Genomic DNA, 21,043 nt, shown 5'->3' on the forward strand with positions numbered 1-21,043 from the left:
AACCAAATAGCGAAAAGGTCAACAAGCCCTAATTCAACAAATTAAAATTAGAGAGGCTATTTATTTTTGCTTGATTAAAGTGCTCCCATGGTCCCACAATCGCCAATGTTGTCGTTGGTGAGTACACATTAACAAATAAAGTCTTGCCGTCTGGTGAAAAACAAGCGCCGGCGAGCTCAGTTTGCTTAGCTAGCCGCGCAAAATTATAGAGTTCTCCCTCTGGTGTTACACCTCTTAGGTAGTTATTTACAACATCGGAATACTGATCCTCACAAACAATTAAATGTCCTTGTGGCGACACGGTAAGATTGTCACCAAAGTTATAGAGAGACTGGCTAGTGCTTTCGACAAATAAAGACAACTTTCCTGGATTGAGGCGTTCTTTTTCTGTTCCCTCAAACTCAGATGGCTGATACTTCATGATTTGCCCTAGCTGCTTTTTTCCGCCATTGGTACAGCAAAAGTACAGCTCTTTTTCACCCCAATGGATCCCTTCACCTCGAGCAAATAGCGCAGCTCCACTTCGATAAGCACGGATCCGTAAATCGTCTTTAGCACTTTGTGGGTCGTCCAAATCTATCCACTCAACAGTAAACTCCTGATGAAGTGGCATCGCTTTTTTATTCCAATTTCGACTATCAAATTGCGGGCTTTCTTTCACTACCATCGCTTGTAATTTCCCTCCTTTGTGGAGCTTTGCCGTTTCGTTTGGAATAAAGCGGTAAAAAACGCTGTCTCCCCTGTCTTCCGTGAGATAAACAATACCTGTTTTGGGATCAACAGCAGCGGCTTCATGATTAAACCGCCCCATTGCTTTTAGAGGTTGTGGCTTAATTAAACCCTTTGCAGTCGCTGGTACTTCAAAAATATATCCGTGATCTTGTGTAAAACCATCATTTTTAGTTGCAGTTGTTTCTTCACAAGTAAGCCAACTCCCCCAAGGCGTTATTCCACCAGAACAGTTACGAATAGTGCCAACCAAGGATAAATATTCTTGTTCTTTTTGGCGTGTTTTTAGGTTATACACAATATGACTTGTGCCACCAGGAAGCGCGATGCCTGAGCCATTTGTATCAAAAGCAAGCTCACTTTTATGGTGACGAATACTGTCCTCGGCTTTTGCTAAATCTGTTGGTTTCAATTCATGATTGCGGATCAATGCAACCCGTTCTTCATCTAAAGCAATACAACCCATACCATCGGCTTTGTCAGGTACAGTAAAACCATCGGACATTTTATCTCCAAGGCTTGATACTATTTGATAACTGAAACCTTGGGGCAAATCGAGTAAACCATTGGGGTCGGTGATCAACGGTCCATACCCAGCTATCATTGTGTTAAAGTCTAATAGTGACACTCTGCCAAATGCGCTTTTAGAAAGGCCGATAAATGCGAGGGTGCCAGCCCCCCTTAAAAACCCTCGACGTGAAACCATAATTTCTCCTGCTGATCGTAGTCGTGTCAGTAATAATCTCGTGCTACATATAGATAAGATTTATGTTGTTGTAAAACTCAGTTACTTGTGTACCTGTGTGGCTTTAACTAACAGGTACACAATGGTTTAACCTGCTAAAACTAAAAATAGCCGCGAATACCAAGCGCGAAACTGCGTCCCGGACGAGGGCCTATATCTTTTAAGAATGAACTATGTACTCGTGCTTCTGTATCCGTCAGATTGCTCCCTCTAAGATAAATAGAGAGATCTTGATTTAACACAGAAAGATCATAAGAGATGCTAGCATCAACTAAGGTATATCCGTCGGTCGCGGTTTCTTCTGGTGCAATCCGGTCCTGCTCTTGATATCGAGTAATGTGGATATGTGCACTGAGATTATCCGTCTGATAGCTTAACTGCGACCCAAAGCGCAGAGGTGGTGTACGAGGTAAATCGCCGCCTTCTTCTAATCTGGCGCGCACAAAGTCAGAGAAAACATCAACTTTCAACTCGTCGGTCAATTGCCAAGCAACTTGCGCTTCAAAACCGTGCAAAACCACATCATCTGTCTTGAATAAATAAATAGGTAATTCGGAAGCATGATCGTGCTCATGTTCATGATTGTGGTCGTGACTATCGCCGCTCTCGGCGTACAACCCAGTTTCTATTTGATAGTAGTAGTTATCTACTTGGTTGTAAAAAGCATTAAAAATAAAGCCTATATCGCCTTGGGTTTTTCGCAGTGTAATATCAATATTGTGCGACTTTTCTAGCGCTATGCCTTGCTCATCGAGTTCAAAATGACCGTGCTCATCCATTTTGAACAACGCTCCTACCTCGTAAGTGCCGGTTCCTATGTGAGGACCAAAGGAAAATAACTCCGATGAAGAAGGAGCTCGTTCAGAGTGTGAAACAGATAACCCAAGGTTATAATTTTGCGCAAAGTCCCATACAAGACCCGAAGATAAACTGACAGGGGTAAACTGATGCTCAACCGCATATACCTTTGTTGCTTCTGAATCGTGACCGATGTGGTCATGCATTTCAGTATCATGCGAGTGGGCATCAATACTTGGTAAAGGCACATTACTTGCGGTGATCTCCACTTGCTCAATACGACCACCTAACTGCACTAAAAAATCACCAAACCGCCTTTCCTCCATTACCCCTATCGCAAGTGTTTGGGTATCAGATGGCGGCGTAAACGCCTCACTACCTTGAGCCTCAACATCACTATGTTTGTAATGTAAGCTTACGCCACCAGTCCAAGCGGACAGAGGCTGATGTAGTAAATCAACTTTTAACTCATTGGTATCATTCTTAAATGTTGTTCCAACCATGCCGTGCTCAACTTCAGCATGTTCATACTCTGTAAAACCAGCACGCACATTCACTTTATCAAGCCAACCTTTGTTAAACTTGTACTCGCTTAATAGTTGCACTTTTGTTTGTGCTAAGTCCGCAAAAACCTGCTCTTCAGCCTCATGATGTGCTTCTTCATCGCCATGCGTATGTCCCGGAATGCCGTATTTGCGGTTAAATTTCTCAACAGCCACACCGACATAACCTTGGTCAAATAAGTAACTTGAGCCAACCGTAAAACCATCAGACTCTTCAGCACTATTTGCTACTTTATAGTGAAGTTCACCACTGTTATTCCTTTCACTATGCTCATGAATTTCAGCAGGAACAGGTACTTCGTAATCATTAGATTCTCGCCAGAATGCATCAACATATAAAGCCACAGAACCAATACCCGATGTCGCATTAAACGAGGCTGTATTTTGGTCATCAACAGAGTTACTTTCCAGATTCCATTCTCCGCGAGTTGCATTATCGGTTGGAACTCTTGTATCGACGACATTAACCACTCCCCCAATCGCACCGCTACCATAAAAAAGAGTTGCAGGTCCCCGCAATACCTCAATTTGTTGAGCCGTTGAGGCTTCGGAGGCGACTGAGTGATCAGGACCAACTCTAGATACATCACTGACATCTAATCCATTTTGCGTCACCAACACCCGCGGGCCACTCAAACCTCGAATAATTGGTGTACTCGCTACTTTGGCGTGGAAATTTGTGTTGACGCCAGGCAATTTTTCTAAGCTATCCCTAGCGTAGCGGTTTGCTGTCGACGCAATGTTTCACCTGACAAAACACTAACTGGAACCGCAGATTCCATCGCCGACATATGTACAGGGGTAGCTACAATATCTATAACTTCTATTGGAGAACGATTTAACATTAGCATTGCGTTTTTAACGCCACCTTGATCCAGAGTGAGCGCCTTATGCAGATGAGCAAAACCAGGTGCTCTTACATGGATTTGTTGATTTCCAAGCCCAACGCCCGAAATTTGAAAATGACCATTGTTATCTGTGACTACGCGAATATCAGTTCCTTCGACCTCAATTGATGCATTTGCAATCCCTTTACCAACTTTATTGACGACTGTACCTTCTATAGACTTTGCTACAAGACTTGGTGGTAACAGTGCAGCAACGAGCAAGGATATTGTTGATAGTTTAGACATAACGACTCCAATAAATGTTATATTGTATCAATTATGCTTGATATGTTATATTGTATCAATATCTAGGTGAATTATGTCGTCATTGCCGTGAACAAAACTCAACGAAACTTTATTCTCAAACAGGCTCAAGCAAAATGCCAATCGTTAGGGCTGCGTTTAACTGAAAAACGACAGGGCGTGCTAGAAATATTATTGCAAACAGTCGAGCCGCTATCAGCGTATGAACTTACTGACAAATACAATAAAAGCACCAACTCTCCTATTCTAGCAATGTCCGTGTACCGCATTCTTGAATTCTTAGAATCAGTCAATCTGGCACACCGGATCCATTCTGCAAATAAATATATAGCCTGTAAGAGTCTAGATGGTGCGTGCCATCACCATCTATCCGTGATCTTGGTCTGCAGATCCTGCCATCAAATAGAAGAAATAGATTCTGTTCAAGAGGCTGCTAAGCATCTATTTAAAGCGGTAGAAAGCACTGGATTTTCAGCTGCAAATGCACGCTTAGAGTTGCCTGGCTTATGTAACCTTTGCAAAGCCAAACTTGACAAATAGGTCCCTATAATATGAAAAACACACTGATAAAAAATGCAATTGTGGTCAACGAGAATCAATCACAAGTATGTGATGTACTTATCGTTGAAAACAGAATAAATAAAATTGCAAGCTCAATAACTGCGCAGCCAAATGACTATATTGTGGATGCGACAGGTTATTTTCTACTCCCTGGAATGATAGACGACCAAGTACATTTCCGTGAGCCCGGCTTAACACAGAAGGGTAATATAGCCTCAGAATCCAGAGCTGCTGTGGCAGGTGGTATCACCAGCTATATGGAAATGCCAAACGTAAGCCCTGCGACTACAACCATTGAAGCTCTTGAACAGAAATACGCGATTGCGTCTAGAAGCTCGCTGGCAAACTATGGTTTCTACTTAGGGGCAACCGAAGATAATTTAGAACAAATAAAACGTTTAGATGCGAAGAAGTACTGCGGTGTTAAAGTTTTTATGGGGGCATCAACAGGCGATCTACTCGTTGAGCATCCACAAGCACTCGACGCAATTTTCAGAGAAAGTCCAACCCTAATTGTCACCCATTGTGAAGATGGAAGAGTGATTGAAAAGAACTTATCCATGTGCATAGGACGCAGTGGCAGTTTAACAATTCAAGATCACCCCATCATTCGTGACGCCGAAGCGTGTTATTCATCCTCTTCGTACGCTGTATCTTTAGCGAAACAATATCGTAGCGATTTACATGTACTGCATATCACAACAGAAAAAGAATTGAGCTTATTCCCTTCAGGCGATATTCGCGACAAACATATTACGGCAGAGGCATGTGTTCATCATTTGTGGTTCAGTCAAGAAGATTACGCACTGCAGGGTAACCTAATAAAATGCAATCCAGCGATTAAAGCGAAAAGCGATCGTGATGCTTTGTTAGCAGCAGTGCGAAATAATCAAATAGATATTATTGCTACTGATCACGCGCCTCATACTTGGCAAGAAAAGCAACTCCCCTACCAGCAAGCACCTGCGGGTTTGCCTTTAGTTGAACATGCATTATTAAGCTTGCTCGACCATGTGCATCATCAGCGTTTATCTATAGAGCAGCTCGTTGAGAAAGTTGCACATAATCCAGCGTTAAGGTATCACATTGTAGATAGAGGCTTTATTCGCGAAGGATACTATGCTGACTTAGTGCTCGTGAACCCTCATCACGAAACACCCACTTGCCATCAGAAAACACACTATCACTGTGGCTGGACCCCATTCGACGGTCACCGTTTTTCAGCAAAAGTTTTAAAAACTTGGGTGAATGGCAGTCTCGTTTATGACGGCCAACAACCGCTTAATACACCCACAGCCGCTATGCCACTAATTTTTAATCGCTAGGGCATGTTTACCTTTCAAGTTTGTTTTTGCAGCAGTTTGATTGGTATTTGTACAAGGCAGAGCCTGCGTAGCATAGTTATTCTATGTGAGTCAGGCGATAACACAGTAGAAATGCTAATCAAGCGCTGCCCTTTGGGTTCACCTGAGTGCGCTTTGTTCATTGTTGCTCAACTTTTGCCTAGATTACTAGGCGGCAAGTCGAGCGTCGCGACCAAAACACACTCAGGAGAACAAAAATCAAACAGCAAAGATCAACAGGCCCTAGAAACCTCGTCGGAAATAAATATGACAGTATCTTTACCTGATGTTGCCTCTGGGCAGCTTGCAACAACAGCCTTACCGCTAAAGTGGGTGGGTATGGAAAAAATTGCCATACCTTTAGAAGTGGAAATATCAAGCACCTCTCACCAAAGGGTTAACGCTCTTGCAAATATTTTTGTTAGCCTTGATAAACCTGAGGCAAAAGGGATCCATATGTCCCGGTTATACATTCGCTTGAGAGAGATACTAAGTTCGACTCCTTTGAATATTAAAACGATTGAAGCGTTATTAAAGGAGTCCGTTCAATCTCAACAAGGGTTGAGCAAAGCAGCCAAGCTTGAGTTACAGTTTGAAGTAACTATAGATAAACCAGCATTGTTGAGCGATCAATTCGGCTATCAAAGTTACCCTATCACGCTTAATTGTGAGTATATAAACTCAGAGCTTAGCTATGAGTTATCACTTACTATTGCCTATTCAAGTACCTGCCCTTGTTCAGCGGCGCTTTCTAGACAAGCATTAAGTGAAGAGATCGAAGAACAGTTTTCCCAAGAGGTGATTTCAAAACACGAACTAATGACGTGGATAACCTCTCTAAAAGGGAGCATTGCCACACCTCATAGCCAGCGCTCTTTCGCTTACGTAACAGTAAAACTAACAGAACGGACGTTGCCACTCATTCCAAACCTTATAAAAGCGCTAGAACAGGCCATTGGCACGCCAGTTCAAACTGCGGTAAAACGTGAAGATGAACAAGCATTTGCGAAGCTAAATGCAGAAAACCTAATGTTTTGTGAAGATGCCGCACGACGAGTCAAACAGTTTTTAGAGCAAAACACACAATTTGTTGATTATTGGTTCAAAATTGAACATCAAGAAAGTTTGCATGCTCACAATGCTGTCGCCATTGATAATAAGTTTCCGGCTCAAAAACTGACTTAATAAACACTTATCTGCCTAAGATGCAAGAATCATGATACCGCCATTATTATGCGATAAAACACAACTAAAAACACACAATAGATATACTATAACATTACAACAAATACTGAGAAGTTTATGAAAAAGACCATCATCGCCGTTGCGATTTACTCCACGCTTTTTGTCTCTGGTTGTTCAAATTATACAACGGAGGTGGCATCTAGCGTGCCTAAGAAAAGTGAATCAGTCCATCACAATCCACTGTTCAACGCCAGTACTTTAATCTACCAAACCCCAATGTTTGACCAGATCAAAGATGAACATTTTATGCCTGCATTTAAGTTGGGTATGGCAGAGCACCTCAAAGAAATCGCGCGTATTGCAACTAACCCTGCAACGCCTACGTTTGAAAACACCTTAGTTGCAATGGAAAAAAGTGGTGCACTGCTAAAGCGAACCAGTAGCGTATTTTTTAACTTAATAGGCACTGATAGCTCAGTAAAGCGTCGTCAATTACAAAAAGAACTAGCCCCAATGCTCGCAGAACACCGCGATAACATCAATTTGAACGCCGCATTATTTGATCGTATAAAGTCGCTTTATGATAATCGCAACACACTCGAACTAGACTCAGAATCAAAGCGTTTATTGGATGTTTACTACACCAACTTTGTGCGAGCTGGCGCAAAACTAAGTGCTGAAGATAAGGAGAAAATTCGCAAAATCAATGAAGAGCATTCATCTCTGACTACCCAGTTTTCACAAAACCTATTAGCAGAAACGTCTGCCATATCAGTGATTGTTGATGATAAAGCCGCATTGGACGGTTTAACAGAAAGACAAATTCTTGCCACTAAACGTGCGGCTGAAGCTGCAGGACATAAAGACAAGTACTTAATCGGTATTACCAACACGACCCGTCAACCTATTTTAGCGTCTTTAACCAACCGAGCACTTAGGCAACAGATTTGGCAAGCTTCTGCTTATCGTGCTCAGTCAGGTGATAATGACAATACTCAAATTATCATCCGGCTGGCACAGTTAAGGGCCGAAAAAGCAGCGCTGTTAGGGTATAAAAGCTGGGCAGACTACGGCCTAGAAAAGCAAATGGCTGGAAACCCTAAAGCAGTTTATGACATGCTTGGCAGCATGGTGCCGGCCGTTGTTTCCAACGTGGAAAAGGAAGCAGCAGATATTAAAACGCTTATTCAAAGCGAAGGGCACTCGTTCAACATCAAACCTTGGGACTGGGCATACTACGCTGAGAAAGTTCGTCAATCTCGTTATGACTTAGACGAAACAGAAGTGAAAAAGTACTTCGAATTTAATAACGTCTTAGAAAATGGTGTTTTTTATACTATGAATAAGCTGTACGGCGTAAGTTTCAAAGCTCGCCCTGACTTACCTGTGTATCATCCAGATGTTAAGGCTTATGAACTGATCGATAACAATGGTGAAAGCCTCGCGATATTCTTTGCCGACTATTTTGCAAGAGAAGGTAAACGTGGTGGAGCTTGGATGAATTCATTTGTAGGGCAATCTAAGTTATTAAACCAAAAGCCTGTGGTTATCAATGTCATGAATATTGCAAAGGCACCTGATGGTGAACCAACCTTTGTAAGCTACAGTGAAGTGACAACTATGTTTCACGAAATGGGACATGGCTTACATGGGATGTTTTCTGACGTAAAATATCCGAGTCTTGCTGGAACCGCTGTTTCTCGTGATTTTGTTGAGTTTCCCTCAACCTTTGAGGAAGACTGGGCTGCACACCCTGAAGTTATCAGTAACTATGCAAAGCATTACCAAACCGGGGAACCTATCCCAAAAACACTGCTTGATAAAGTGATCCGCTCACGAACTTTTAATATGGGCTACGATACATTGGAGTACATGGCATCTGCGCTCTTAGATATGGAGTGGCATACAATTTCACCTGAGCATGCACCCACTGATATCAATGAATTTGAACAAGCGGCACTGAAGAAGCATGGAGTCGCCCTCGATTACGTTCCACCGCGTTATAAATCAGCATTTTTTGCGCACTCTATGGGAGGCGGCTATTCTGCTGGTTACTATGCTTATATGTGGAGTGAAATATTAGCAGCCGACGCCTATGCATACGTGCAAAAGCTCGGTGGCCTTAAACTTGAAAATGGCGAAAAATATCGTAAACATATTTTATCGGTTGGTAACTCAAGACCTGTAATGGACTCTTACAAAGCATTCCGCGGAAAAGAGCCAACGACTGAAGCGCTATTAAAACGCAGAGGGCTAGATTCCAAATAGTCTTCTCTTTAATTTGACCCAACCAGAAAGGGAAGCTGTATTGCTTCCCTTTTATCAATCTTATACCAGTTGTATTAAATAAATGATCTATCTTGAAGCGGGAAAATAGCTTTAGTAGCAAGGCAAAAATTTTGCTATTTAGTTGTTCTAAATGAGAAATTTTTAACGAAGCTAATACGCTATTTCACCCTTCAAATTGATTAGAGAATTAATTCAATTGGTATTAAATACAATACCGAGCAAACAAGCTTGCAACGGTTGCAGCGGTTGGTTTGCCATGCTGCCAGTCGCCACCTTCAACGCCGCTACCTGCAATATCCATATGTACATACGGAATTGGCAATTCTGCATTACAACCATGCTTGTCTAAGCCACCAACAATTGCCAAAAATGCCATTGGAAATTGGTGACCACGAGCGGTAACCGCCGATGGAGCGTTGTTGCTCGATAGCACATCATCCGCAAGGGTGCGTGGTTTTACAAAGTCATAGTCTTCGCGTCGGCTACGCGATACTTCCGCGCAGTCAGCCCATAGGTCGCCCATATCTGCAATCTTGCGAGATACTTGTGCTGCTCGTGCAGGACCATTCTCAACATAGGCACTGTAAGGGCCCATGGCGCGCGCTGCATGACCTGTCAGTGTTGCAACCGTAAAGATCTCAGGGTTTTTCTCACCCAGAGCTAAGTCTTTCGCTTCGCTGAGTAAGTCACCCATCGCCAAGCGACCTTCCGCATCGGTGTTACCAATACGAACGCGAACGCCTTCTCTGCTCTCAATGATTTCATCCGGCACGAAACAGTCAGAACCAATCGAGTTACGAACCACGGCAAGATAAGCAATTACCTTAATACCTTTTGGTTGGTACTTAGCAACCGCTTCCATAAAACCAACCACTGACGCCGCACCGCCTTTATCACGGCTCATGCCGGCCATAAAACCGCCCACTTTCAAGTCTGCACCGCCAGTATCGTACACAAGACCTTTGCCAACAAAGATAAGAGTACGTTCGACGTCACCTTCAGGCTCGTATACCATTTTTACAACTCGAGGATGATGACGTTCAACGGCGTAAGAGGCACGCGCTACCGTGCTTAACAGTGGATACTGTTCATCCATAATTTTACGATCAGCGATAACCTCAACGTTTACCGCTGAACCTTGAAATAGCTCAACACAGTAGTCAGCAAAACGAGGCGGTGCCATGCGCTCAGGTTCTGTGCCACACAGATCACGCGCAGCATATTGGCCTGCAGCGATTGCGCTTAGTTGATCGCAGCATTGTGATGACGCTTCAAAAACATAAATCGCTTCGATTGGTTCAATCACTTCGCCACGGTACTCACGTGCTTCTAATGGCTGCCATAAGCCTTGGCAAGCACCTAAAAAGCTGACTGCACGCGCATTTTCGTAACGAGCATCGGCAGGCACATTTACAACAGCAAGCACAGGTTTTACCGCACCAGCCGCTTTCGCTTCTAAAATACCAGCCTTTGCCGCTTCAAAGTAACGGCGAACGTCATCGTAATCTCTGTCGATTGGTCCGGTTGGCGCAATCACCAAGCGCTTGCCAGGTACTTTGTCTGAAACAAGCAGGCTTGCCTTTTGCGCAATGCGCGCATCTACAGCTAAAAATGGTGCAGCAACTTCGTCAAGCTCCGCACTGCCAAGGTTTTGAATATCATGAGTAACAACAACGATAGCATCTGCATCGCTTTCAAATAGGGTGTTACAAGGTAATGCGATTGGAAAAGACATAAAAACGGCCCTTTTCTATATTAGAATTAGGGCCGACTATAGGTGATTTGTGGTCAAGTTCCAAGGGAACTACGACATATCACGGGCTTCATCTGGTTTCGCTTTGGTTTTGCTGATCACAGACCAAGCTTCTAACATCACCAAAATACTGACCACCAGCACGATGACGTCAAGCACAACCAACAGCCAATTGCCTTTTTGGTAGTATTCACCTAGCTTGATCACTCCAGCAAAAAACGCCATCACCAGCACAAATACCATAGGGATCAAGGTGTACTTAGCGGGACGCCCTAGTTTGATAAGATACACTGAGATAACCAACAAGGTTAAGCTTGCCAAGATTTGGTTGGTTGAACCAAACAGCGGCCAAATCACCATACCACCACTACCCGATGCGCCACCAGCGCCAAAGGCGAGTAGCAAACAACATGCAACGGCCAACAAAGTCGCGATGATACCGTTGTTCAGGAACTTGATGTTATAGATCTCACCCCACTCTTGAATAATATAACGCTGAAGTCTAACGCCAGAATCCATGGTAGTGCCTGCAAAAAGTACAACCATAACGGCAAGTAAAGTTGATGCGATCTCGACTGGTAGTCCCCAGCCTGTACTGATAAGATTTGAGCCACCGTTAATAAAGGCTGATACACTGCCAGCACCAAGGTGGCTATAAATTTCGTGCCACTCTTCAGGTGATACTGCGAGCATCACACCACTCACGGCGACCAAAGTGATAAGTGCTAGTGAGCCTTCACCAACTGCACCTAAGTAGCCGACAAAACGACCGTCTTTTTCTTTGTCTAGTTGTTTTGAACTCGTTCCCGACGAAACAATACCGTGGAAACCTGATACCGCACCACAAGCAATAGTCACAAACAGCAAGGGGATAATACTCGGGGTGTTTTCTACCGTTTGGGTATTAAACGCAGGCGCAGTGATATCTGGCATGACAACAAATACCGCACCATAAAGCAGGATCAACCCCACTAACAGCTGCATGCCGTTAATAAAGTCACGAGGTTGTAATAGCATCCAAACCGGTAACAATGACGCTACGGCAGCATAGATAAACAGAATGATGATCCAATTGGCTTTGTCGCTTAAACCAAACATTTCGGTTGGTAAGGTAATCGGCATACTACTGCCCATATAAATGGTCGCGTAGAGCACAATAACCCCGATAATACAGAGCGGTACTAGCGGCACTTTTCGTTTCAGCAATTGGCCGATGATAAGTGCCACGACGATAGCAGACCAAGCGGGGAATACCGCATTTGGGTTACCCACGAAGGAGTTTGCGATCACCACGCCGAACACGGCATTTACCATGAGCAGTACAAGGAAGACCACTATCATAAACAATGAACGTGTGCGCTTGCCAATTACGCTTTCAGACAACGCGCCCATCGACTTGCCTTTATGGCGAGCACTTGCCCACAGCGCGCCCATATCGTGAACACCCGCAAAGAATATGGTACCGAATACAACCCAAAGCACTGCAGGCACCCAGCCCCAATAAACAGCGATGGCTGGACCTACAATTGGTGCAGCACCTGCGACTGAAGTAAAGTGATGCCCCCACAATACCACTTTGTTAGTGGGAACATAGTCCACGCCATCCTCAAGCTCATGAGCCGGCGTGACAAAGTTGTCATCCATTTTAAATATTTTTTCAGCAATAAATTTGGAATAGACAAACCATCCAAATAACATCCCTATGATGCCGAAGAGTACGATCATTATGGATTGCATAATGCTTACCTCTTGTTGTTGTTTTAATTACACGCAGTTCGCGTGATTAGTTTGTTGCACGACAACTTCGAAGCTAGCACAAAATAAACTAATTGCAGTTATCTTTTAGTCTAGGTAGGTCTGAATTAGCCATCAAAAAGTCCCAGTTGAGCTTGTGTGTTAGATTTTTCATTTAGCCCTAAGTGCAAGCCCACGAGGCGCACGGGTTTAAACTTTTGCCGTGCCATCGCTTCAATCAATAGCTCTTCGAAAACGGGCAAATCAATATGCTGGTATTGGCATTCTTTGGTGGTTTGGGTGAAATCGTAAAACTTCACTTTAACACCAAGCTTATTAAAGCCACGCTGTAAATAAGGCTGTGCTCGGCGAGTCAATTCAGGTAACAACTTTTCTTTTATGACTTGTTTTAAGGTATCAAGGTCGAGCGTGTCTTCTGCAAATGTGGTTTCAACGCCTATCGATTTACGCACTCTATCGGTCTCAACTCGGCGCTCATCAATACCTTGACAACGCCGCCATAATACAGCGCCAAACTTGCCAAATGACTGGCGTAACTGAGTTTCAGACAGTGCCTTAATATCTCGGCCATACTCAAGTCCCATGGCTAGCAAACGCTGTTGAGTCACTTTACCTACACCTGGAATTTTTTTAAGAGGTAACACATCAATAAAAGCGCTCACTTGGTGAGGCGGGATCACACACTGACCATTGGGCTTGTTTTCATCGCTGGCAATTTTGGCTAAAAACTTGATTGGCGCAATTCCCGCCGAAGCTGTAAGGCCCGTTTCTGCAACTATATCCGCTCGTATCTGCTCGGCGATAAGCGTTGCACTGCCATTACATTGCTGACACTCAGTGACGTCTAGATAGGCTTCATCCAAAGACAGTGGCTCAATTAGCTCAGTATAGCGGGTAAAAATAGCGCGAATTTGTTGCGATATTGCCTTATAGACCTCCATTCTCCCCGGTACAATCACCAGCTGAGGGCAGAGTTTTTTCGCTTGATAATTCGACATGGCCGATCGCACGCCATATTGCCGAGCAATATAGTTAGCCGTGGATAGCACCCCACGATGACTCTGCCCACCAATCGCCATCGGCACCTTTGCAAGCTCGGGGTTATCGCGCATTTCTACCGATGCATAGAACGCGTCCATATCAATATGAATAAATTTACGCACGTTAAAACACTGTCTAAATAAACAGTGTTTATTATGTGCTAATTTTCCAACTGTTGCAATCTTGAACATAGGCCTTAGTGTTCTGGGCTATACTTGTGTTGATGTCTGTTGCAAGTTGCACTGCAAAACAGAGATAATGCTAACAATATCAATACAGTTCAAAGTACTAAATCCGTTACTTTGGCTATATTTAACCATTCAGCAATCAATCAGGAGCCTGCATGAAGTACTCACGACTTGGTAGTAGCCCATTAGAAGTTTCGCGCATTTGTTTAGGAAGCATGACTTGGGGCGTACAAAACAACCAGCATGATGCCGACGAGCAAATCAATTATGCACTAAGCCGTGGTATTAACTTCATTGATACCGCTGAAATGTATGCGGTCCCTCCCTCACCTGAAACCTATGGTAAAACCGAAGCCATCATTGGCAATTGGCTAAAGCGGCACCAAGAAAAGCGCGAAAAGCTCGTGCTTGCAACCAAGATTGCAGGCAGCGGATTACCTTGGATCCGTGAAGGCGGTGCTATTACGGGACAATCTGTGATCCAAGCGGTGGACGATTCTTTAGCGCGCCTGAATACCGACTATATCGACCTCTACCAACTACATTGGCCAAACCGTACTTCACCGCATTTTGGTAAACAATGGCCTGGCATGGTGCCTTTGAGTGCGCTTGACCGCGAGGAAGAACGCGCTGGTATGCTAGATATTTTAGAAGGCTTAGCGAGCTGTATTCAAGCGGGTAAAATTCGCCATTGGGGCCTTTCTGATGATACGCCTTGGGGCATTCACACTTACCTTAATTTGGCAATGCAACACAACCTACCTAAGCCGGTTTCAATTCAAAATGAGTTTAGCTTGCTACATGCCAAAGATTGGCCTTACTTGATTGAGAGTTGCGTAAACGAAGATGTTGCCTATTTACCTTGGTCGCCGCTGGCTGGTGGGATGTTGAGCGGTAAATATTTAGGGGGTGCAAGACCTGAAGGCAGCCGCTTTACCTTAGTGCAAAGACAAGGCTTATTTAGAGATACGCAACTAGCACAAGAAGCCGTTGCAAAATATTTAGAAATCGCCAAAGAATTTAATATGACTGCAGCGCAACTGGCGCTAGCTTGGTGCAACCAAGTCGATGGCGTGACTTCAACTATTATCGGCGCGACAATCATGGCACAGCTTAAAGAAAATATTCAAGCGTTTGAACAACCGCTATGTGCAGAGTCTTTAGCCGAGATTGATACTGTATTTAAAGCGTACCCTGCTCCGTTTTAATATCTTCATTCGCGATACGCCGCTTTTACGCAGGCGTATCGTTTTGTAAACCCATTCTTGTTACCTAAATTGAAGTTAAAACCCCCATGCAAAGCTTAAACAACACCCCAGTCATTCCGCTTCAAGGCAGCTGCTTTACTAGAGAGACCACTCGCGCCATAGTCCTTAGAGGCAACGACATTCTTATGCTTTACACCAAACGTTATGACGATTACACCTTACCAGGTGGTGGCGTTAACGAGGGGGAAAGCTTAGAAGCAGCATTAGAGCGCGAGCTAAAAGAAGAAACTGGTGCAGTATCCATTACAGGTCTCACTCCTTTTGGTCGCTATGAAGAGTATCGTCCTTGGTATAAACCAGATCATGATAATGTACATATTATTTCTTATTGCTACGTTTGTGAGATCTGTGGCAAATTTGATCTGCCAACAATGGAGAATTACGAACTTGCTAATGGTATGAAACCTTTGTGGATTAACATAAATCAAGCCATAGCCCACAATGAAGCTAAACTTGCTGATGCAAATAACAAAGGGATGTCCATTTTGCGTGAATTAACTTTACTGAAACACATATCGGCGCAACTAATCACAGAATAATTCGTCTATTGAGGGAACATTTACACGTTGATTAAGCTCTAACTCTGCATAACTCAAGGATTAATAAGAATAATGCGGCCGCTCCAAAACAACCTAATTAGTTTCACCATTATTGGCTCTATTGTGCTGCATCTACTGCTCGGCTGGTATTTGCAGCAAAGTATTTATATCCCCTCAAAGCCTTTAGAAATTAAGGCAATGAAAACCTATTTGGTTATTGAGCCTGCCAAGCCCAAGGTGGAGCATATTGAGACACCAGCGATAACTGAAGATAAGCCAGTAAAGGAGTTAAAACCGACGCTGAAGGACGATACGGTTGAAGTACTAAAAACTGCGCAAACGGAACCAAAAAAGCCTACGGTTGAAAGTACAACCAAGCACATAGCCAAAGCAGCAGTCGTCACGCAACCTAAAAAGTTAGACCATCGCAAAGCAATCTCTCAATTTCGTCAGCAACTTTTAGAGCGCACTCCCAGTGACGTTGTACTCAGCCAAAACCAAAAAAAGCCGCAGCAGATCACCGTACCTAAAGCGCATCAAACCAGTGCTGCGAGCAAGCCAAGAGAGCTACTCGCGTCCACACCACATTATAAAGTCTACCGTGAAAATGGCTTGTGCTATACTGAGGTTAGACTCGATCCGAGTATTCCTACACCAGAGGGATTAAGTAATAACTGGCGTACTCCGCCTCGCCCTTGCGATGGCGGTGCCATTAAAAAAGCCTATGATGCCGCGATGAGTAAATGGCTAAACAAACGCTAATCTTGCTATCATAAAGCAAATTTATTGCTAAGAGTCCATTATGGAAAAAGTCACCATTTTAGTTGACGCTCAAAATGTTTATTACACCACCAAGCAAGCCTACCAAACAGGCTTTGACTATAACGCATTTTGGCGTAAAGCAACGGCTAATCGCGAGGTATATCAAGCCATTGCCTATTCTAGCGAACGGGGTGACGACAAACAAAAGCAGTTCCAAAATATCCTGCGAGCGATTGGCTTTGAGGTGAAGTTAAAGCCTTATATTCAACGTGCCGATGGCTCCGCAAAATGTGATTGGGATGTTGGCATTACCATTGATGCCATGGAATGCGCGTCAGGATCCGATGTAATTATTCTAGTAACTGGCGATGGTGATTTTGATTTACTCGCGAATAAACTCAGAGATAAATACCATACCCGAGTCGAAGTTTACGGCGTGCCGCAGCTTACCGCCGCCTCACTGATCCGTGCCGCTAGTGAGTTTATTCCTATTGATAGTAAACTATTAATTAGTCGACGCAGGTCTGAAATACATCACGGCGATTAACACTGTCAGATACGTTCCTATACGACAAATAGTCCACCTCCATAGCCAACCACACAAATTCTTATGACTTGCCGTAAAGTAATTTTATGGCACAGCTATTGCTTATAAAACCACAGATGTCATTTTTTTGATTTGGAGTTTTGTATGGAATTTGCGTTACTTGCTATTTTGGCTCTAGTGGTCGTTGCTTCCATTGTCGCTTCTAAGTACACCGATGTGGGTGGCAATCCTTATCCATTTAATCGTAAAGAATCTGTTTTTACCACCGTTGAAGCATCGTTTCTACATTTATTAGAACGTGCCGTTGGCGATAGATATAAAATCGTTAGCCGCATTAAGCTCATTGATGTGATTGAGTGCAAGCCGGGTATCTCTCCAAAAGCACGTCGTGCTGCGGTAACTAAAGCTAAAAATAAGCAGTTGGATTATGTCTTGGTAGACAAAGAGACACTGAAAATTGTTGCCGCTGTTGACTTGGTCAATAACGCCAATAAAAACGGCCATAAAGCACAAAAAGATTGGTTTGTAAGTGGCGCTCTGGAATCTGCGGGTATTCCACACATTCGTATGAAAATCAAAAGTGGCTACCAAAGCGCTGAGGTCCGTGCGGCAATCCTATTCAAGCTTGGCCAAAAAGTGGAGATGCCAAAGAAAACCAGAAACCGCACCTACAAACCTGCGGTACTGTCTCCTTCACAGGCAAAAGCACAGTCAACTCAGTTGGCAGAAATCTAGCAAAACGGGCGTCAGCCCGTTTTTTGTTTTACCTATCAAAACCCCTTTCGTATAATAAAAGCAATTTTGACATTGGGGCTTTCCCCACCACAAATTAGGAATCTTTTGATGAAAGTAGGCATTATCGGCGCAATGGAGCAAGAAGTTACTATTTTGCGTAACACCATGGAAAACCCGCAAACATTGACCAAAGGTGGCTTTACTTTTTATACCGGCAAACTGGCTGGTCTTGACGTAACGCTTGTACAGTCTGGCATTGGTAAAGTGGCAGCGACGGTTGCGACAACTTTGCTTATCGACAACTTTGCGCCAGATTGCGTGATCAACACGGGTTCTGCAGGTGGCTTTGAACCATCACTAAACGTCGGCGATGTGGTGATTTCAAATGAAGTACGTCATCACGACGTAGATGTTACTGCGTTTGGCTATGAAATTGGTCAAGTTCCGCAAATGCCTGCTGCGTTTACTTCGCACACAAAATTAGTTGAAGCTGCAGAGCAAAGCGTACATGCGCTTGAAGGCATTCAAACTATGGTTGGTTTGATCTGTACGGGTGACTCATTTATGTGCGACCCAGTACGCATCGACAAGGCGCGTGCAGACTTCCCTACGATGTTAGCAGTAGAAATGGAAGGTGCGGCAATTGCGCAGGCTTGTCATTCTTTAAACACGCCATTTGTCGTGATCCGCTCGCTATCTGATATCGCCGGCAAAGAATCACCGCAATCATTCGAAGAGTATCTAGAAGTCGCTTCTGTTAACTCTTCTAAAATGGTGATGGCACTACTTAATAAGCTGGATAAGGTTACGCTTTAGTGCTCGACAGCTTGCTTCAGGCCCATGAGGGCCTGATCATTTTCTTACTGGCGATTTTTGCCAGCCTAGGGGTAAGGTTATCAACACTTTATCACCCTAATCTTATTCTTAGCCTTATATTTAAAGCGATTGCCGAAAAAGTTTATCGCCCCAAAGCGGCTTCTAGTTATCAACTGTTATCAGGCACACTGGGATTCCTCCTCCCTATATTAACCATCACCGTATTAACTTATGCGATTATTAGCTTTGCTTTTTATCCTAATTGGCTCGGTGGGCTGGTGTTGTTTTTATGCTTAGATATTAGCCATGAAAGCCGTGCTAAGCGTATTTCCGCGCTGATAAAGTCAAAGCAAAAAGTAACCGCAAGAGCCGTGTTGCAAGGAATGGTAGCAAGAGATGTAGAGAAGCTAACAGAGCTTGGTATTTGTAAAGCCACCATAGATAGCACCGCATTAAATACCCTGCGCCATTTTTTTGTCATTGCTTTACTGTATCTAATGGCAGGCCCCTATCTCGCGCTATTTTATAAACTGTTACTGCTATGCGACCATGCTTGGCGGCAAGTAATGCTCCCCTCAGCCCGTTTTATGACAAGCCTTTCCCGCGTGATTTGGCTCGTTGAGTTTGTACCAATTCGATTATTAATTACCTGCTTTTCATTGCTACTTAGACCAAAGCAAACTTGGCACTACATTAAATACTACGGCCGTCACTTTAGCCAAACGAATACCGGATGGGCACTGAGCTTCTTTGCCGCAAATTTACATACACAGCTCGCAGGGCCGCGCTTTTATTTTGGTGAACGTTATGATGTGATGCGGGTAGGTGCAAAAGCGCAACCCTCAGCTGAGCATATTCAGCATTTACTCGGGCTACTTAATCAAATGCGCTGGCTATTTATTGCTACTTCCGCCTTACTGCTTGTGATTATAAATTTTGCTAGCTTAATGTTGTAACAACCACAAAAAAGGCCAGTAAAACACTGACCTCTTCGGCTATAACAAGTAGATTAGCTTGTTTAGTTTACCGTAACTTTCGCAAACTTACGCTTACCTACTTGGTAGATTTCACAAGAACCTTTCGCAACTTCTAATTTTGTGTCTGTTACTTTATCTTCGCCATTTAGCTTAACCGCGCCTTGCTTGATCATGCGCATCGCCTCTGAAGTACTTGCCACTAAACCGGCTTCTTTTAGCAAGTTAGTGATAAACGTGCTTTCACCCTCAATAGTTACGGTGACTTCAGGGATCTCATCAGGTAAGGCATTTTTTTGGAAACGCTTGATAAAGTCTTGATGCGCCGCTTCAGCGTCAGCTTCACTGTGGAATCGAGCAATCATTTCTTTTGCAAATTCAATCTTAATGTCACGAGGGTTGCGGCCGCCTGCAACTTCTTCTTTAAGTGCAGCGATATCATCCAGTGTTTTTGCGCTTAACAATTCGTAGTAACGCCACATTAAATCGTCAGAAATCGACATCACTTTACCGAACATGTCGTTTGGCGCATCAGTAATACCGATGTAGTTACCTAGTGACTTAGACATTTTCTGTACGCCGTCGGTGCCTTCAAGTAGCGGCATCATCAGTACTGTTTGCGGCTTTTGCCCTTCGTCTTTTTGTAGCTCACGACCCATTAATAGGTTAAAGCGCTGATCGGTACCACCGAGCTCAACATCCGCCTCTAGTGCAACCGAGTCCCAACCTTGAACCAGTGGATATAAGAATTCGTGGATTGCGATTGCTTGGCCATTTGCATAACGCTTTTTAAAGTCGTCGCGCTCAAGCATACGTGCCACAGTTTGACGTGCAGCAAGCTTGATCATACCGGCTGTGCCAAGCTTTTCCATCCACTCAGAATTGAATGCAACTGTGGTTTTGGCAGGATCAAGGATTTTGAAAACCTGTTCTTTGTATGTTTCTGCATTTGCCAGTACATCTTCACGAGTGAGTGGCTTGCGAGTTACATTTTTGCCCGTTGGGTCGCCAATCATACCGGTGAAATCACCAATCAAGAAAATCACCTCATGGCCTAAGTCTTGAAAGGTTTTCATTTTATTGATTAGCACTGTGTGTCCTAAATGCAAATCAGGCGCTGTTGGATCGAAACCCGCTTTAATACGTAGTTTTTTACCTGACTTCAGCTTTTCTTTTAATTCATCCTGCAACAGAATTTCTTCTGCACCACGGCTAATCTCTGCAAATGCAGTTTCTAAATCCACTATTCTCACTCCAACAGCTATAACTTGTAATCGCTCGATTCTAGCCTATATTTATCC

Annotated in this window: 16 protein-coding genes and 1 pseudogene; 11 read left to right on the forward strand and 6 right to left on the reverse strand. The window is 43.8% G+C overall.

What is annotated here, in order from left to right:
- Positions 1 to 28 precede the first annotated feature (28 nt).
- Both GSF13_RS20630 and GSF13_RS20635 read right to left on the reverse strand, forming a co-directional pair.
- Entirely contained in the window at positions 29 to 1,435 is a 1,407-nt protein-coding gene (locus GSF13_RS20630; RefSeq protein ID WP_211866955.1) for an alkaline phosphatase PhoX, read from the reverse strand.
- Between the two features lie 140 nt (positions 1,436 to 1,575).
- Positions 1,576 to 3,968: pseudogene (locus GSF13_RS20635) on the reverse strand (TonB-dependent receptor).
- 66 nt (positions 3,969 to 4,034) lie between these two features.
- Here GSF13_RS20635 and GSF13_RS20640 point away from each other — a divergent pair.
- The 4 genes from GSF13_RS20640 to GSF13_RS20655 all read left to right on the forward strand — a co-directional run bounded on the left by GSF13_RS20640 (position 4,035) and on the right by GSF13_RS20655 (position 9,343).
- Positions 4,035 to 4,526, forward strand: a complete 492-nt coding sequence (locus GSF13_RS20640) for a Fur family transcriptional regulator (RefSeq protein WP_227386879.1) — start codon at positions 4,035 to 4,037, stop codon at positions 4,524 to 4,526.
- Between the two features lie 11 nt (positions 4,527 to 4,537).
- Complete coding sequence (locus GSF13_RS20645) at positions 4,538 to 5,872, forward strand: dihydroorotase (RefSeq protein WP_206472146.1); 1,335 nt, start codon at positions 4,538 to 4,540, stop codon at positions 5,870 to 5,872.
- A 285-nt stretch (positions 5,873 to 6,157) separates the two neighbouring features.
- Positions 6,158 to 7,075 (forward strand): GTP cyclohydrolase FolE2, encoded by a 918-nt coding sequence (gene folE2 / locus GSF13_RS20650; protein WP_211866957.1) that lies wholly within the window; start codon positions 6,158 to 6,160, stop codon positions 7,073 to 7,075.
- 117 nt (positions 7,076 to 7,192) lie between these two features.
- Entirely contained in the window at positions 7,193 to 9,343 is a 2,151-nt protein-coding gene (locus GSF13_RS20655) for a M3 family metallopeptidase (protein ID WP_211866959.1), read from the forward strand.
- 223 nt (positions 9,344 to 9,566) lie between these two features.
- Here the strand turns inward: GSF13_RS20655 and GSF13_RS20660 are convergent, their stop codons facing one another.
- The 3 genes from GSF13_RS20660 to dinB form a co-directional block, all read right to left on the reverse strand.
- Complete coding sequence (locus GSF13_RS20660) at positions 9,567 to 11,099, reverse strand: leucyl aminopeptidase family protein (RefSeq protein WP_206472142.1); 1,533 nt, start codon at positions 11,097 to 11,099, stop codon at positions 9,567 to 9,569.
- Positions 11,100 to 11,168: 69 nt separating this feature from the next.
- A complete protein-coding gene (locus GSF13_RS20665) occupies positions 11,169 to 12,854 on the reverse strand; it encodes a carbon starvation protein A (RefSeq protein ID WP_010374688.1) in 1,686 nt (561 codons plus the stop codon).
- Positions 12,855 to 12,979: 125 nt separating this feature from the next.
- Positions 12,980 to 14,104: a DNA polymerase IV gene (gene dinB, locus GSF13_RS20670; RefSeq protein WP_174169767.1), complete on the reverse strand. Its 1,125-nt coding sequence runs from the start codon at positions 14,102 to 14,104 to the stop codon at positions 12,980 to 12,982.
- Positions 14,105 to 14,256: 152 nt separating this feature from the next.
- On the opposite strand from dinB, the gene GSF13_RS20675 reads away from it, so the two are divergent.
- The 7 genes from GSF13_RS20675 (at position 14,257) to GSF13_RS20705 (ending at position 19,724) form a co-directional block, all read left to right on the forward strand.
- A complete protein-coding gene (locus GSF13_RS20675) occupies positions 14,257 to 15,309 on the forward strand; it encodes an aldo/keto reductase (RefSeq protein WP_206472138.1) in 1,053 nt (350 codons plus the stop codon).
- 86 nt (positions 15,310 to 15,395) lie between these two features.
- A complete protein-coding gene (locus GSF13_RS20680; protein ID WP_010605982.1) occupies positions 15,396 to 15,908 on the forward strand; it encodes an NUDIX domain-containing protein in 513 nt (170 codons plus the stop codon).
- Between the two features lie 72 nt (positions 15,909 to 15,980).
- A complete protein-coding gene (locus GSF13_RS20685; RefSeq protein WP_174169765.1) occupies positions 15,981 to 16,670 on the forward strand; it encodes a hypothetical protein in 690 nt (229 codons plus the stop codon).
- A gap of 40 nt (positions 16,671 to 16,710) precedes the next feature.
- Positions 16,711 to 17,217, forward strand: a complete 507-nt coding sequence (locus GSF13_RS20690) for an NYN domain-containing protein (protein WP_010605980.1) — start codon at positions 16,711 to 16,713, stop codon at positions 17,215 to 17,217.
- Positions 17,218 to 17,361: 144 nt separating this feature from the next.
- Positions 17,362 to 17,952: a DUF2726 domain-containing protein gene (locus tag GSF13_RS20695; RefSeq protein WP_010605979.1), complete on the forward strand. Its 591-nt coding sequence runs from the start codon at positions 17,362 to 17,364 to the stop codon at positions 17,950 to 17,952.
- A 108-nt stretch (positions 17,953 to 18,060) separates the two neighbouring features.
- A complete protein-coding gene (gene mtnN / locus GSF13_RS20700) occupies positions 18,061 to 18,768 on the forward strand; it encodes a 5'-methylthioadenosine/S-adenosylhomocysteine nucleosidase (RefSeq protein WP_010605978.1) in 708 nt (235 codons plus the stop codon).
- Complete coding sequence (locus GSF13_RS20705; RefSeq protein WP_174169764.1) at positions 18,768 to 19,724, forward strand: cobalamin biosynthesis protein; 957 nt, start codon at positions 18,768 to 18,770, stop codon at positions 19,722 to 19,724. Before mtnN ends, GSF13_RS20705 begins: the two co-directional genes overlap by 1 nt.
- Positions 19,725 to 19,786: 62 nt before the next feature.
- On the opposite strand, the gene tyrS is transcribed toward GSF13_RS20705, so the two are convergent.
- The gene (gene tyrS / locus GSF13_RS20710; protein WP_102057449.1) at positions 19,787 to 20,986 is read right to left on the reverse strand and encodes a tyrosine--tRNA ligase; all 1,200 of its coding nucleotides are present in this window, start codon (positions 20,984 to 20,986) and stop codon (positions 19,787 to 19,789) included.
- Between the last annotated feature and the right edge of the window lie 57 nt (positions 20,987 to 21,043).

The organism is Pseudoalteromonas sp. M8 (genome assembly GCF_018141365.1).
In the GTDB taxonomy this organism is placed as follows: Bacteria; Pseudomonadota; Gammaproteobacteria; order Enterobacterales; family Alteromonadaceae; genus Pseudoalteromonas.